At 62.8% G+C, this 14,305-nt stretch carries 12 protein-coding genes and 1 tRNA gene; 6 read left to right on the forward strand and 7 right to left on the reverse strand.

The genetic code is table 11. The features are described from left to right. Positions 1–201 precede the first annotated feature (201 nt). Positions 202–954, reverse strand: a complete 753-nt coding sequence (locus tag HUI96_RS12850; RefSeq protein WP_188255056.1) for an IclR family transcriptional regulator — start codon at positions 952–954, stop codon at positions 202–204. 136 nt (positions 955–1,090) lie between these two features. On the opposite strand from HUI96_RS12850, the gene HUI96_RS12855 reads away from it, so the two are divergent. The 5 genes from HUI96_RS12855 to HUI96_RS12875 all read left to right on the forward strand — a co-directional run bounded on the left by HUI96_RS12855 (position 1,091) and on the right by HUI96_RS12875 (position 5,784). Further along, a complete protein-coding gene (locus HUI96_RS12855) occupies positions 1,091–1,852 on the forward strand; it encodes an ABC transporter ATP-binding protein (RefSeq protein WP_188255057.1) in 762 nt (253 codons plus the stop codon). Further along, positions 1,845–2,591, forward strand: coding sequence for an ABC transporter ATP-binding protein (locus tag HUI96_RS12860; RefSeq protein WP_188255058.1), 747 nt, complete (start codon positions 1,845–1,847; stop codon positions 2,589–2,591). The genes HUI96_RS12855 and HUI96_RS12860 overlap by 8 nt, the downstream gene beginning before the upstream one ends. Before the next feature lie 48 nt (positions 2,592–2,639). Next, positions 2,640–3,839, forward strand: a complete 1,200-nt coding sequence (locus tag HUI96_RS12865) for an ABC transporter substrate-binding protein (protein WP_188255059.1) — start codon at positions 2,640–2,642, stop codon at positions 3,837–3,839. 71 nt (positions 3,840–3,910) lie between these two features. After that, positions 3,911–4,798 (forward strand): branched-chain amino acid ABC transporter permease, encoded by an 888-nt coding sequence (locus tag HUI96_RS12870; RefSeq protein ID WP_188255060.1) that lies wholly within the window; start codon positions 3,911–3,913, stop codon positions 4,796–4,798. Further along, positions 4,798–5,784, forward strand: a complete 987-nt coding sequence (locus tag HUI96_RS12875; RefSeq protein WP_188255061.1) for a branched-chain amino acid ABC transporter permease — start codon at positions 4,798–4,800, stop codon at positions 5,782–5,784. Before HUI96_RS12870 ends, HUI96_RS12875 begins: the two co-directional genes overlap by 1 nt. 52 nt (positions 5,785–5,836) lie before the next feature. On the opposite strand, the gene HUI96_RS12880 is transcribed toward HUI96_RS12875, so the two are convergent. The 3 genes from HUI96_RS12880 to HUI96_RS12890 form a co-directional block, all read right to left on the reverse strand. Beyond that, entirely contained in the window at positions 5,837–6,928 is a 1,092-nt protein-coding gene (locus HUI96_RS12880) for an AI-2E family transporter (protein WP_188255062.1), read from the reverse strand. 700 nt (positions 6,929–7,628) lie between these two features. Further along, positions 7,629–9,284, reverse strand: coding sequence for an ABC transporter substrate-binding protein (locus HUI96_RS12885; RefSeq protein ID WP_188255063.1), 1,656 nt, complete (start codon positions 9,282–9,284; stop codon positions 7,629–7,631). A 76-nt stretch (positions 9,285–9,360) separates the two neighbouring features. After that, positions 9,361–9,987 carry an HD domain-containing protein gene (locus HUI96_RS12890; protein WP_188255064.1) on the reverse strand — a complete coding sequence of 209 codons (627 nt, stop codon included), beginning with the start codon at positions 9,985–9,987 and terminating at the stop codon, positions 9,361–9,363. Positions 9,988–10,173: 186 nt separating this feature from the next. Here HUI96_RS12890 and HUI96_RS12895 point away from each other — a divergent pair, with 186 nt between their 5' ends. Beyond that, positions 10,174–11,013 carry a LysR family transcriptional regulator gene (locus HUI96_RS12895; protein WP_237684117.1) on the forward strand — a complete coding sequence of 280 codons (840 nt, stop codon included), beginning with the start codon at positions 10,174–10,176 and terminating at the stop codon, positions 11,011–11,013. Positions 11,014–11,320: 307 nt separating this feature from the next. Here HUI96_RS12895 and HUI96_RS12900 read toward each other — a convergent pair. From HUI96_RS12900 to HUI96_RS12910, 3 genes are all read right to left on the reverse strand, one after another. Further along, positions 11,321–11,394, reverse strand: a tRNA-Gln gene (locus HUI96_RS12900). A 204-nt stretch (positions 11,395–11,598) separates the two neighbouring features. Further along, positions 11,599–12,417 (reverse strand): DUF6030 family protein, encoded by an 819-nt coding sequence (locus HUI96_RS12905; protein WP_188255066.1) that lies wholly within the window; start codon positions 12,415–12,417, stop codon positions 11,599–11,601. 182 nt (positions 12,418–12,599) lie between these two features. After that, complete coding sequence (locus HUI96_RS12910) at positions 12,600–14,036, reverse strand: phosphomannomutase (protein ID WP_188255067.1); 1,437 nt, start codon at positions 14,034–14,036, stop codon at positions 12,600–12,602. Positions 14,037–14,305: the final 269 nt, after the last annotated feature.

Genomic DNA, 14,305 nt, shown 5'->3' on the forward strand with positions numbered 1-14,305 from the left:
CTGCGTTACCAGCAGATCCTTCCGCAGGGCGGGCGCATAGCAGGCGGCAAGCACGGGGCATTTGGAAGTCGGCGTCGGTGCGCCTGCGCTTCGTAAGGATTCCTCGACTGACGAGGGCGGCGACCAGCAGGCGGCCCGATATCGGCTTCCAGTTTCGGAGCCGTTTGAGGAAGACTCAGTTGATGGACGTTTCTTGCCGGGTCAGTCGCTCGCGAGCGTCGTCTGGATGCGCTGCGCCGTCGAACGCAGAAGAGCGGCCAGTTCGGCGCGGCGGTCCTGCATGCGGTAGACGGGTCCGGCCAATGCGAGGCCGAAACGCCGTTCGCCGTAGCGGATCGGCACTGCGATGCCCATGACCTCCGGCGTGTATTCGGCATTATCCTCGCACCAGCCGCGGGCGATCGCCGCATCGAGGACCGCCGCCAACTCCTCGGCGTTCTTCATCGTGCCCGTCTGGTGCGCGACATAGGTGAGCGACGCAAGAACGCGGCTGCGTTCCTCGTCTGGATAGCTGCTCAAGATCGCCTTGCCGCTCGACGTGGTGTAGATCGGCCGCTTGTCGCCGACCTTCGCGAAGTATCGGATCGGCGCCTTCGATTCCACCGCATCGATATAGACGATCTCGTTCTGGTCCTGGGGATCGCGTGCGGCAAGCAGGACGGTCTCGCCGGTGCTATCGGCGAGCGATTCCAGTTCACCGTGGATCCGTAGGAGGAAGGAGTCCCCTTCCATCATGTCGCGGGCGAGATCGAATAGGCGTCGCGTCGGGTAATAGCCCGATCGGGGATGGACTTCGTAGAGCAGGCCCCGCGCCAGCAGCGTGTCGATCAGGTTAAACGTGCTCGACTTCGGCACGCGCAGCGCACGCGAAATCTCGGTCAGCGTCAGCGGCTCCTTTTGGCGCGCGAAGAGGTCGAGTAGGTCGAGCGCATTGTCCACCTGCCTGATCCGCATCGTGCTCTCCGCGCCTGTTCCTGTTCATATATATGAACTCTTTTCCGTGATGATGGAACGCTTTGACTTATCCCAGAAAGCGCGGTAGCGTTCGGCCAGGATCGCGCGAATGCCGGGAGGAGGAGCCCAGCTGGAGATGGCGAGGAGCGAGGATGTAATCCTCTCGGCCAGGGGGCTGACCAAGGAATTCGGGGGATTCGTCGCCGTGAACGGCGTCGACCTCGCCGTCCGGCGCGGCACCATTCACGCCCTTATCGGCCCGAACGGCGCCGGCAAGACCACGTGCTTCAATCTCCTCACTAAGTTCCTTCAACCCACACGTGGCTCGATCCACTACAAGGGCGAGGACATCACGGCGCGACCGCCTGCCGACATAGCCCGGCTGGGCCTCGTCCGCTCGTTTCAGATTTCCGCGGTGTTTCCCCATCTGACGGCGCTAGAGAACGTCCGCATCGCATTGCAGCGGCGGCGCGGGGACAGCTTTGATTTCTGGCGTTCGCAAAAGGTGCTGTCCGCCTATGACGCGGAGGCCGCGGCTCTGCTGGCGGAGGTCGGTCTGGCCGAATTCGCGCATTCGTGGGCGAGCGATCTTTCCTACGGCCGCAAACGAGCGCTGGAGATTGCAACCACGCTCGCGCTCGACCCCGAAATGCTGCTGCTCGATGAGCCGATGGCGGGCATGGCGCAGGCCGACGTCGAGCGCATCTCGGCCCTGATCAAGCGCATCGCAGCCAATCGCACCATCCTGATGGTCGAGCACAACCTGTCGGTGGTCGCGTCGCTTTCGGACCGCATCACGGTGCTGGCGCGCGGTCAGGTGCTGGCGGAGGGCGACTATGCCCAGGTGTCCGCCGACCCCCGCGTCGTCGAAGCCTATATCGGAGCGGGTCATGGCTAAGGCGGCGCTCCTGGAGAAGACGACCCCTCACGGGGCGCACGCGCCCCTATTGGCCATACGCGACCTTCAGGCCTGGTATGGGGAGAGTCATGTCCTTCATGGCGTTGCCTTCGATGTCTCGGAGGGCGAGGTCGTCACGCTGCTCGGCCGCAACGGCGCCGGCAAGACGACCACGCTGAAGGCGATCATGGGCATCATGACCAAGCGCAGCGGTTCGGTCATGTTCGATGGGCGCGAAACGATAGAACTTCCCGCGCGGCGGATCGCGCGGTTGGGCATCGGCTTCTGCCCCGAGGAGCGGGGCATCTTCTCGAGCCTGTCGGTGGAGGAGAATCTGATGCTGCCGCCGCAGGTGCGGCCCGGCGGCCTTTCGGTGGAGCAGATATTCGAACTGTTCCCGAACCTCAGGGAACGGCTTTCCAGCCAGGGCACCAAGCTGTCCGGCGGCGAGCAGCAGATGCTGGCGATTGCGCGCATCCTGCGCACCGGCGCCCGCCTTCTGCTCCTCGACGAGCCGACGGAGGGCCTTGCGCCCGTCATCGTGCAGCAGATCGGGCGCACCATCATGCGCCTGAAGCAGGAAGGCTTCACCATCGTGCTGGTGGAGCAGAACTTCCGCTTCGCGGCGTCTGTCGCGGATCGGCATTACGTGGTCGAACAGGGAAGGGTCATCGACACGATCCCCAATGAGGAGATCGAGCGCAACATCAACAAGCTGCACGCTTATCTCGGCGTGTAGCAACGGGAGTGAAACCGGCGCGTCGCGCCGATACGGGAGGAGCAGGTAATGAAGATCAGGACTATGATGCTGGCCGCGTTGGCGGCGACGATGATGGCGGGCACCGCGCTTGCCGATACCGCCGTCAAGATCGGCGTGCTCAACGATCGCTCCGGCATCTATGCGGATCTTGCCGGCGAAGGATCGGTGATTGCCGCTCGCATGGCGGTCGAGGACTTCAAGGCGGCGGACAAGGGCATCGCGGTTGAGATCATCTCCGCCGACCACCAGAACAAGCCCGATGTCGCCTCGACGATCGCGCGCCAGTGGTACGATCAGGACGGCGTCGACGTGATCCTCGACGTGCCCACCTCCTCGGCCGCTCTTGCCGTGAACGAGATCACCCGGGAGAAAAACAAGGTCTTCATCAATTCGGGCGCCGGGACCGCCGACCTTACCGGCTCCAAATGCTCGCCCAACACGGTGCACTGGACCTATGACACCTGGGCGCTCGCCCATGGCACCGGCAGCGCCATGGTGGCGAACGGCGGCAAGAAGTGGTTCTTCCTGACTGCCGACTATGCCTTTGGACACGCGCTGGAGCGCGACACTGCGGAGGTGGTGAAGGCTGCGGGCGGCGAGGTCGTGGGGACGGTCAGGCATCCCTTCCCCGGCACCGACTTCTCGTCCTTCCTGCTGCAGGCCCAGTCCTCGGGCGCCCAGGTCATCGGACTCGCCAATGCCGGCGGCGACACCATCAACTCGATCAAGCAGGCCGCCGAGTTCGGCATCACCCAGGGCGGACAGGCATTGGCCGGTCTTCTGGTCTTCATCACCGATGTCCATGCGCTCGGCCTGCAGACGGCCCAGGGCCTGGTGCTGACCGAAAGTTTCTACTGGGACCTGAACGACCAGACGCGCGAATGGTCCAAGCGTTTCAGCGAGCAGAACGGCGGCAAGATGCCGACAATGGTCCAGGCCGGCGTCTATGCCGGCGTGCTGCACTATCTCAAGGCGGTCGAGGCCACCGCTGGCAAGGATGCCGCCGCAATCATGTCCAAGATGAAGGAGATGCCGACCGAGGATCCCCTTTTCGGCAAGGGATCGGTCCGTCAGGACGGACGCAAGATCCACGACATGTATCTTTTCAAGGTCAAGACGCCCGATCAGTCGAAGGGTCCGTGGGACTACTATGACCTGGTCGCCACGATCCCGGCCGACAAGGCGTTCCGCCCGCTGGCCGACGGCGGCTGCGAACTCGTCAAGTAAGCCCCGCAAATGGGACATGCCGGGCAGACCGGCATGTCCCGCAGCATTCTACGAGACCGCGAGGCACAGCGATGTTCGAGCTCTTGGGAATCCCGCCGCAGGCGCTGTTCGGGCAGTTGCTGCTTGGACTGATCAACGGCTCTTTCTATGCCCTGCTCAGCCTCGGGCTCGCAGTGATCTTTGGCCTGCTGAACATCATCAATTTCGCGCATGGCGCTCAGTACATGATGGGTGCCTTCGTGGCCTGGATGCTGCTCAACTACCTCGGCGTGAACTACTGGTGGGCGCTGCTGCTGGTGCCAATTGCCGTCGGCCTGTTCGGCATCGTGATCGAGCGGCTGCTGATCTCGCGCCTCTACCATCTCGACCACCTCTACGGGCTGCTGCTGACATTCGGCCTCGCCCTCATCATCCAGGGCCTCTTCCGCAACCAATACGGCATTTCCGGCCTGCCCTATCAGATCCCCCAGCAGCTTGCCGGCGGCCAGAATCTCGGCTTCATGTTCCTGCCGAACTATCGCGGCTGGGTCATCGTCGCCTCCCTGGTGGTCTGCCTGGCGACATGGTTCATGATCGAGAAGACCAAGCTTGGCGCCTATTTGCGCGCAGCCACCGAGAACCCGACTCTGGTCGGCGCCTTCGGCATTAACGTGCCGCGTCTCGTCACCCTCACCTATGGTTTCGGCGTTGCGCTTGCGGCCTTCGCCGGCGTGCTCGCGGCGCCGATCTATTCGGTCAATCCGAACATGGGAGCCGACCTCATCATCGTGGTCTTCGCCGTCGTGGTGATCGGCGGTATGGGCTCGATCCTCGGCTCCATCATCACCGGCTTCGGCCTCGGGCTGATCGAGGGGCTGACCCGCGTGTTCTACCCGGAAGGCTCCGCCGTCGTGATCTTCGTCATCATGGCGATCGTGCTTCTGGTCAAGCCCGCAGGGCTCTTCGGGAGGACCGCCTGATGGCCGTCGAAACAAGCGATCCCGGCATCGCGCTGGCGACCGACACGCCCTCGGCCGCAGGCATGTCGAGGCAGCATCTCCTCATCTTCGCGGGACTGCTCGCATTGGGCCTGGTGGCGCCCTTTGTGCTCTACCCCGTGTTCGTGATGAAGGTGCTTTGCTTTGCGCTCTTCGCCTGCGCCTTCAACCTGCTGCTCGGCTATGGCGGGCTGCTGTCGTTCGGCCATGCCGCCTATTTCGGCTCGGCAAGCTATGTCTGCGCCCATGCGGCCAAGGCCTGGAACCTGACCCCGGAACTCTCGATCTTGCTCGGAACCGGAACCGCCTGCATTCTGGGCATCGTCTTCGGGTCTCTCGCCATCCGGCGCCAGGGCATCTATTTCGCCATGGTGACGCTCGCCTTCGCGCAGATGGTGTTCTTCTTCTCGCTGCAGGCGCCCTTCACCGGTGGCGAGGACGGAATCCAGTCGGTACCACGCGGCAGGCTGCTCGGCCTGATCGATCTTTCGGCCGATCTCACGCTCTATTTCTTCGTTCTGGCGGTGGTGTTCCTGGGCCTCCTGCTGATCTACCGCATCATACACTCGCCCTTCGGCCAGGTGCTGAAGGCGATCCGCGAGAACGAGCCGCGCGCGGTTTCGCTGGGCTACAGGGTCAACCGCTACAAGCTCGCGGTCTTCGTCATGTCGGCAACGCTGGCCGGGCTTGCCGGCGCGACCAAGGCGATCGTCTTCCAGCTGGCATCGCTCACGGACGTCTATTGGACGATGTCAGGCGAAGTCGTCCTGATGACGCTTCTCGGCGGCATGGGCACGGTGTTCGGACCGATCGTCGGCGCAGCGATCATCGTGACGATGCAGAACTATCTCGCCACCTTCGGCGCATGGGTGACGGTGATCCAGGGCTGCATCTTCGTGGTCGGCGTGCTGTTGTTCCGCGAGGGGATCGTCGGCGTCCTGTCGAAGTGGTTCAAGAAGCCGCTGTGATCAGCCGTATCTGCGCCCACGTCTGCCTCCTGCCACCAGTGACCCGTTTGGCTCACGAAAGCTCCCCCTTCTCGAGTTGATCCTCGATGTACAGCCGCTCGACTGCGACCTTCAGGGTGGCGACGAGCGGAGTGGCCAAGGCGAAGCCAAGCGCGCCGAAAAGGGCGCCGAACACCATCACCGCCGCGAGCGTTAGGACGGGCGACACGTCAACCGCGCGTTTCTGGATCAAGGGCGTGAGCACGTAGCCCTCCACGATCTGGATCGCAAAGTAGACGCCCAAGGCCCACCACACCATTGTGGGGCCTTGAGCCATGGCGGCAAGCACGATCGGCACGCCCGCGATGACCGGGCCGAGATATGGGATGAAATTCAACAGCCCAGCCTGAAGCCCCAGGGGGAGCGCGCCTGGCATTCCGATCAGCCCAAGGCCAACCCAAGTCGTTATGGCTATCAGGGTTCCCGCAGCGAGTTGACCGACGAGCCACCAACGTAGGGCTCCGGCCATCTCATTTAGCACTTCCCCGATGCGCTGCCGGCGTGCTCGGGGCACGAGGCTCAGCACGCCGCGATGGTAGGTCTCCGGGCTCGCCGCCATGAACAGGCCGATGAAGACCACGACCACGATGCTGCCCAGGAAGCTCGACGCCAGATTGAACGCCGAAAAGGCCGTCCCGAATAAGGCGCCCGGGTTAGGGAACAGTATTTGGCCGAGAGTGCGCGGCGCCTCCCCATCCTGCGGCGGTCCGATCCCTATCGCCTGGAGTTCCGCTCGAAGGTCTACTAGTTCATTGCCGATGAGGCGGACGAGGCTATCCGCCTGCTGGATCAGATTGGTGCCCCCCCACACGACCAGCCAGGCCGCACCGAGCGCAAGGACGAGACACACGATCGTCAGTAGCCATCCGCGTCGGAGCGGAACCAGTGCAGCGAGCCCGCGCGTGCATGCGTCGAGAAACGCGCCAAAGAGAAGGCCGGCAAATATCAGAAGAAGAGGTCGGGAGACCTGCCAGGCAAGGAACAACCCTGCCCCGGCTGCTAACGCCACCAGGATCAGGGAGACGCTCGAACGTCGGCGGACTGACGAGTATGCCAGGTGAGATACCTGGCGGGAGGCTGGTTCGCGATAAGGGTCTGTCACCATCGTCGCCTCTGCATTCAATCTCAAGCGGGTCGATTACGGACCACGAGCGAACTCGAGATGATGGAGACAACCGCGCCGGCAACACTCAGTTCCGCCAATCGCGGGAGAAGAACCGAGACGGAAGCCCCGTGCATTCGGATGAAGGAAATGGAAGCCCTCGGGACAGGTCAACCACGAAGAACCCAATGAGGCTGTCCTTGGCGGCTTGCAGAGTTCGCAAGGAAGACGTGGATCATCAACTCAAGAGCAATCCTCCAGACCGGCTTGATCGAGGCACCCTGTCCCGGTGGCGAATCCCGCACGGCGTCAGGAGGACAATTCGTCGACGAGGGTCATCATCAACGCGCTGCATTGGTGCAACTGCGCCTCTGTCGCGAATTCATCCGGCTTATGGCTCTGCTCCATATGTCCGGGACCGCGAGCCACAACAGGCACGTGCAGCCTCACCTGCACCCAAGCCCCAATGAGTTCGACGGCGCATGTCGCGCGGTCGCCATGCTGATGGCCCGCGGACGCCACGAGATCCCCGGGAGTCCGCCTGACCGAGTGCCCGTCGAACAAGAAATTTCTCGGGGGGCGATGTCACATTCGCCCCCGGCACCTTGTCATAGGTTCGTCAGCCCCATTCATCACGAGATGGACGACACAATGGCGGAACCCGGCTGGAAGGGCCGGCTGCCTTCTGTCTCCGCGAGCGCCTCTACGTCGCCTCGCCCAACCAGACCGTGCCAAAATCCAACTCGAATGCAGGATGCATGGCATGATTTTTCACTTCTGGTTGCATGTGGCAATATAGCTTGCGCCAGAAGGGCTGAATGAGGACGCCTGAATCCTGCAGGATCGTCTCGATGTCCTTCATGATTTCGCGCCTCTTGTCGGCGTCGGCTACGCCGCGCGCCTGATTGAGCTTGGCGTCGAAATCCGGATCGGAAAACGCGGTTTCGTTCCAGGCCTCCCCGGAGCGGTAGCCGATGGCGAGGATCTGCACGCCGAGGGGTCGCGAATTCCACGTCGTCAGCGAGAAGGGATACTTTGCCCAGTCGTTCCAGAACGTCGAACCCGGCAGCACCGTGCGCTTGACCTTGATGCCGGCTTCGCGAAGCTGCGCGGCGATGGCATCGCCGGTGTTCTTGTGCCACTCCTCGTCGGTCGAGATCAGTTCATGCTCGAAGTCCATCTGGCCTGCTTCGGCCATCAGCGCCTTGGCCTTCTCAATGTCGCGCTGTTTCTTGGGTAGCTCGGCATATTCGGGATGGATTGGGCTTACATGGTGGTTCTCGGCCACGGAGCCGAGATTGCCATAGCCCAAGCGCAGGACTGTCTCGTTGTCGACGGCAAGCTGCAGCGCGTTGCGCACGCGCTGGTCGTCGTAAGGCTTGTTGTTGATATTGGTGCGGCAGACGATGGTGGCGGCGGTCGCCACCTCGGACATTGTCAGGCCCATGCCGTCGAGAATGGAGACGAAATCGCCGGTCGTCTCGTAGTTGGCGTGCACCTCGCCGGCCTCAAAGGCATTGAGCATGGCATTCGGGTCGGCGCCATAGTCGATGAACTCCACGCCGTCCAGCAGCGCGTCGCCGCCCCACCAAGTGCCACTCTCACGACGCTTGTACACCACCCGCGTGCCGACGTCGTACGACACCAGTTCGAACGGTCCCGTGCCGATCGGGTTTTTCACGAAGTCGGCGCCGGTCTCGTCGAAGCTGCGGTGTACAATGAGCGCTGTGTATTCGCTGATGCTCGGAATGATGGTGATGTCAGAGGAAAGCAGACTCAGCTTCACCGTGTGGTCGTCAACCTTGGTGATGGCCCCTTCGCGAGCCTTGCCGGTCTTGTCATCAACCAGCGTGCCCAACCGACCGGGCATCGAATTGCCTTCGGCCGACCTGTCGCACCATCGCACGAAGTTGAAAACGACGTCGTCGGCGTTGAAAGCATCGCCGTTAGTCCAGGTCACGTCCTTGCGCAGTTTCAGAACATACTCGGTGGCGTCATCATTCACTTCCCAGCTTTCGAGCAGGTTGGGCGAGAAGGTGAAATCGCGGTTGTAGCGGATGAGGGTTTCCAGAGTCTGGCGCTGGACATTTCCAACCTCCGGCCACTCGGAAATGCGCGGGTCCTTCGGCTCCTTGACCACCATGGCGACCTTGAGCACGCCACCCCTTTTCGGCTCCTGCGCAACTGCGGGCGTCGGTGCGGCAAGGCCGATCAAGCCGTAGGCCATGGCGGCCGCGGCGCCGAAGACGCTGGCCATCGCCAGGAATTCGCGGCGATCCATCTCGCCCGCTTTCGCGCGGACGGCCATATCGTGGATATGACCAGGGACGCGGTCACCATTGCTCTTGAAACCGGCCATTCGCTCCTCTCCGTGTAACCTTATGGCGTGTGCTAAGAGCGGCTTAAGAGAAGCCGTCTTCGTGAGTTGAAAAATATCAATTCTGACTGGCGCGCTGGGCGGCGACGCCGGCATCCGTGAGCGGCACGCGTATGCCGGGCCTGACTACTTGCGGGTCATAGGCCTTACGCGCGAAGACCTCCCGGACCATGGGCGCGAAGAAGGCCAATGGCATCATGTCGTAATCCGGATCGAAGCTGGACTGGTCCCACATCTCGCAGAAGTCAGCGCAGTCTTCATAGCAGGCGTGTCCCTTGAACGCGTCGCGCTTGTTGGGATTTCCGCCGACATGCTCGCCGTAATAGAGCATCTGGAAGTCGCCATGCTTCTCGACCACCCAGGCGCACTGCTCGCGGACGAAGGGCCGGATAATGGCTGCGGCATATTCGTCGTGGTTATACGGCGCATAGATGTCGCCAATATCGTGCAGCAGCGCCGAAACCACCCAGTCGATATCCGCACCCGCACGCCACGCGCGAGTGGCGCTCTGCAACGAATGACCGAGCCGTGTAACCTTGTAGCCCGACAGTGACTTGTCCAGCGAGGTCATCGCGTCGAGCAGACGGTCGGCGGTGCCTGCCGCGTACTCGACTTCATGCTCAGTCAGGAAGGCGTAATCCTCCCTGTCGCCATCCTTCATCTGAGTGAATTTGACCGTTTCCATAACCGGACTTTCTCGCAGGACTGGGTTCCGCTGCCCCGGCAGTGGCGGGATGGACAGCACAGCAACGCGGCGATCTTGGAGCCTCCTCCCGCGGCAAGCAACCCGAGCGGCATCTGTCATTAATCGATAATCCCGATTAGGATTGGCAACTGCGTGGCGGAAAGCCGAGGGACGATGAATCTCGAGTTGCTGGATACCTTCCTCGATTTGATCGAGACGAGGAACTTCAATCGCACCGCGGAGCGCCTTGGCGTGCGGCAGTCCACCGTTTCAAGCCGCATTCGCACGCTTGAGCAGATGCTGGGAAAGCAGCTGTTTCAGCGCAGCAAGTCGGGTACTTCGCCGACGGCGGCAGGGGCGCGCTTTCAAGAACTGGCCAGTTCGCTCAAGCTGCATTGGCTCGATGCCCGGCGCAACGTCCAATCGATCGAGGCATTCGATCAGCTAATTCGAATCGGCCTCGCGAGCCAGATGTACGAGCGGGTCCTCGAAAGCTTCCTGAATCGCGTTCGATCCACCATGCCCAAGCTCGCGCTCTATGTGGAAATCGACTACGCCGATCAAATGATCCTTGATCTGACGCGTGGAAACCTGGACCTCGCCGTCCTGTATTCTCCCAGGCATATGCCGGATCTCCACTATGAACAGATCGCCGAAGAGCGTTACGTCATGGTCAGCTCAAACCGCCTGCATTTGAGCGAAGTCGACAGGAGCGACTACATCAGGGCGAACTACTCGTTGCCATTCGCCCACATGCACAAGCAACTCCTTCCGCAATTGGAAAGCACGCCGCTTTCCGTGGGCAATCTCGGAGCGATCGTGTTTCTGTTGTCTCGACGAGGCGGCACGGCCTATGTCACCGAGGCCGCATCCGAGCCGCTCCTGGCGGAGGGCCTTGTCCGCGCGGTGGCTGAAGCGCCAATCATCTCGCACCCGATTTATTCGGCCGTGCATGTCAGGCATCGCCACTCCCACGTGCACAGGCGGCTGCTGCAAACGCTGAAGCTAGTGATGGATAAGGGGTGAAGCGTGATGAATGGGCAGCCGTTCGCCCGTTCGCTCGCTGACCAGACCGTTCCCGATCGCCCGCTGCCTCTGCCGACTTACGCACGTCGAGTTGCGAAATCTCTCGAGCAGCAACCCTGCGGCTGGATTGCGACAAGTGCCGTCAATCGTTCCCTTGCGCGATGCCCTTGCCGGTCCCGACGAGGACCGAGCCGGCGCTGATCGGCGCGAACATCGAGGCCCACGGGACCGAGTTGGCGGGCCGCCTCGACGCGGACCCTGCGAACATGGTTGAGTTCGGAAAGTCAAAAAGCGTAACAAAATCAAGTGGCTGGGGAACCTGGATTCGAACCAGGACTAACGGAGTCAGAGTCCGCTGGTCTACCGTTAACCTATTCCCCAACTGCGGGGCCGAAGCAGCCCGGGTCGGATGGGCTGCCTTGTATCCACACGCGCATAGGAGTCAAGCCCACAGATGATGTAAGGTTCCAATCGCGGGCGCTCAAGTCGGACGGATCTGGCAGCATCGCGGTTGGCCGAAGCGTTCGATTCTCGGCAAGAACGCCCCAGGGCAAGCCCGCTCCAGAAAATGCCGGGACCAAACAGCTAACCATCCGGCCGCAACCTTCCCCTTTTGTCGGGGGAGTTGTTGCCGCCCTCTTTAACTGAAACGGTTTCGTCTGCGGCTCCGTTGCCTGGAGCCGGACCGGCGGCCCGATACTCGGACTGGTGGAAGGCGCGGAGGGCCGGCCCGAATTCGATCGACAGGTTGAAGCGGCGCGGGTCGTCGAACTCCGGCTTCAGCTTGAACGTCGCCTCCGCGGTCCACACGGTGACCGGCTGCTTGGCCAGCACGGCGGCCGCGATCTCCTGCGGAAGTCGAAATCTGGCCGCGTCCGCCAGCACCTCGAGGAATTCCCTGGCTCGACCCAACAACTCGTCTTCGTTCTGCGGCTCCAGGAGATTAAGCTTCATCCGCGCATAGGCAAGCCGTTGTCGGCTCGTCCCGCGCAACAGATAGAACAGGCTGTTCTCCTTTGCCGGCGGGCCTGCCGCGTCCAACCCCTCCCCGGCATCTGGCTCCGCTTCGTCATCCTGAGAGATGTCCACAGGAGCCTCCTCGAGCCGGGCCATGCACTCCCAGATCCCGGAGATTTCGGCGCCGCGCCAGCCGAAATTCGCAAATCCGGCCTCGTCGAGCCGGTCGCAGATTCGCTCCGGATCGCTGCCGATGACCGGAACGAATGGGTGGGGGCTGTCGAACGCGAAGGACAAGAACCCGGGCTTATCTTCTGGTCGCGGGGGGCGGGCCGACTGTAGTTGATCCTTCGGCAGCGAAGCCAGATCCGGCTGCGGAGGCGCAGGATACGGAACGGTCAGTGCCGCCAGCGCGACGACCGGAAGGATGATCCTCCTTGGCTTCAAGCGCTCCGAACTCCTGTTTTCCGCTTTTCGCGGGTGACCCGGCGCTCCTTTCATATCCCCGCGACGGCATATCGCCCAGCCATATTAGCTCCGCGAGGCCGTCGCGAACGACAACTGGGCCAGCCCGGCCGGCAAGTGCCAGAGACCGGACAGCCGAGATCACCTGCAGACCGCTCAGAACCTTACCCGGTCTTCAAACCCGGGACCTGCGCGAATCTCCGAATTCTCTCCAGGCCGGCAGCAAGAAGAGCGGACGTTCGCTCCTCGCTCTGCGCCGAGGCATAGCACCGCATTTCAGGCGCATTTCCGGAAGGGCGTAAGTGCAGCGAGCCTCCATCGGAAAGCGTCATCTGCAGCCCGTCCGTGTCATCCATTCCCGACAGGTCGCCCAACCCACCGAGGAAAGTCCGGACATTTTCTTCGTCCTCGCTGAGCCATGTCATCAGCCGCTCGCTGTCGTCGCGCGAAAAATTTTCCAATCGACCGCTGGCACATGCGGGGAGTTCGAGGCCTGCCACGAGCGCGGACAGTTCAAGCCCCGCTCCGAAGGCAGACGTGAGGGCGCAGAGAATGGGAAGCACGCTGTCGCGGGTCGGCAACGGCTCAAGCTCCGCGGTCGGCAAGGCAATCGGGCTGCCAATGAGCAGGCCGCCATTGGCCTCGAAACCGATGATTGCGCGGTGCCCGGCCGCCGTGGCGGCCGCCATCCCTTCGAGGACGAAGGGCGAGCCGACCTTCGTTCGGAACAGCCGGAATCCGTCACCGCCGACGATTCCGGGATTGGAGGTTACCGGAGTGACCACCGCGTCGGCCTTCAGGAACCTCGCCGAGATCAGGCCGAGCGCGTCGCCCCGCACGATCCGTCCCGTCTCGTCGGCAAGGAGCGGCCGGTCGCCGTCGCCGTCGGTCGAGATGATCGCATCGAGGCGATGGTCGCGCGACCAGGCCTTGAGGCGGTCCGCCGTTCTAGCGTCGATTGCCTCGGTGTCCACGGCGACGAACCCGTCGCTCTCGCCAAGGCGCACCACCTCGGACCCGAGTGCGCCGGCCAGATCGACCAGGATGTCGGCGGCGACGGAGCTGTGCCGATAGACGCCGACCCGCTTGCCCTGCAGCACAGGCTGCGGAAACGCGGTTCGGTACCGCGCCAGATAGGCGGCAACGGCTTCGTCGTCGGGTGGCGGCAGTCGAGGCAATTCCGAGGGCGCTGCGCTTCCGGCATTCTCTCGCGCCAGGGCGGCGATGGCGCGCTCGTCTGCCTTGGCGATCTCGCCGTCCGGCCGATAGAACTTGAGACCGTTCCGATCCGCCGGGATGTGAGAGCCGGTGACCATCACCGCTCCGGCTCCCAGCTTGAGCGCCTGGAGCGCCAGCGCCGGGGTGGGGATCACGCCACAGTAGACCGGTGTAAGGCCGGATTGCGCCAGCGCCGCGATCGTCTGACGGGCGAGTTCCGGGCTGCTGGCACGGAGGTCACGGCCGACAAGCACCTTGGCGCCCGGAGCAAGGCTGCCGCCGGCCAGCATATGTCTGGCGAAGGCGCAGACATGCGCGTATCCCGGCCCGGCGAGCAGGTCCACCGCAAGGCCGCGCAATCCGCTCGTTCCGAATGCGACCATTCCCTCTCACCTTTCCACGGGCTGATCATCCAATGGGTCCGGGCCCGTCCGCTGTCAATCGTTCCGGGGGCGCAGCGGCGACGCCGGCTTTCCGCAGCGATGCCTCAAATCCTGACCCAGGGTGAGGATTGCAGGATTCATTGCAAGATGACCGAAAGAGCGTCACTGATGGTTTCCTTCGGGGATTCGGGTTGTCCACAGATGCACCGCGAGAATCTGGGTACCCGGATGCAAAATTGGCCGCTAACACTTGATTTGGTTGCTAACAC

Origin of the sequence: Pseudaminobacter soli (ex Zhang et al. 2022), assembly GCF_014595955.1 — a bacterium.
GTDB classification, from domain to species: Bacteria; Pseudomonadota; Alphaproteobacteria; order Rhizobiales; family Rhizobiaceae; genus Kumtagia; species Kumtagia pseudosoli.

Bases quoted from the DNA above. Each gene is read 5' to 3' on its own strand.
- HUI96_RS12885 (WP_188255063.1), bottom strand. From the start codon at position 9,284: ATGGCCGGTTTCAAGAGCAATGGTGACCGCGTCCCTGGTCATATCCAC.
- HUI96_RS12870 (WP_188255060.1), top strand. From the start codon at position 3,911: ATGTTCGAGCTCTTGGGAATCCCGCCGCAGGCGCTGTTCGGGCAGTTG.
- HUI96_RS12890 (WP_188255064.1), bottom strand. From the start codon at position 9,987: ATGGAAACGGTCAAATTCACTCAGATGAAGGATGGCGACAGGGAGGAT.
- HUI96_RS12880 (WP_188255062.1), bottom strand. From the start codon at position 6,928: ATGGTGACAGACCCTTATCGCGAACCAGCCTCCCGCCAGGTATCTCAC.
- HUI96_RS12850 (WP_188255056.1), bottom strand. From the start codon at position 954: ATGCGGATCAGGCAGGTGGACAATGCGCTCGACCTACTCGACCTCTTC.
- HUI96_RS12855 (WP_188255057.1), top strand. From the start codon at position 1,091: ATGGCGAGGAGCGAGGATGTAATCCTCTCGGCCAGGGGGCTGACCAAG.
- HUI96_RS12865 (WP_188255059.1), top strand. From the start codon at position 2,640: ATGAAGATCAGGACTATGATGCTGGCCGCGTTGGCGGCGACGATGATG.
- HUI96_RS12910 (WP_188255067.1), bottom strand. From the start codon at position 14,036: ATGGTCGCATTCGGAACGAGCGGATTGCGCGGCCTTGCGGTGGACCTG.
- HUI96_RS12860 (WP_188255058.1), top strand. From the start codon at position 1,845: ATGGCTAAGGCGGCGCTCCTGGAGAAGACGACCCCTCACGGGGCGCAC.
- HUI96_RS12875 (WP_188255061.1), top strand. From the start codon at position 4,798: ATGGCCGTCGAAACAAGCGATCCCGGCATCGCGCTGGCGACCGACACG.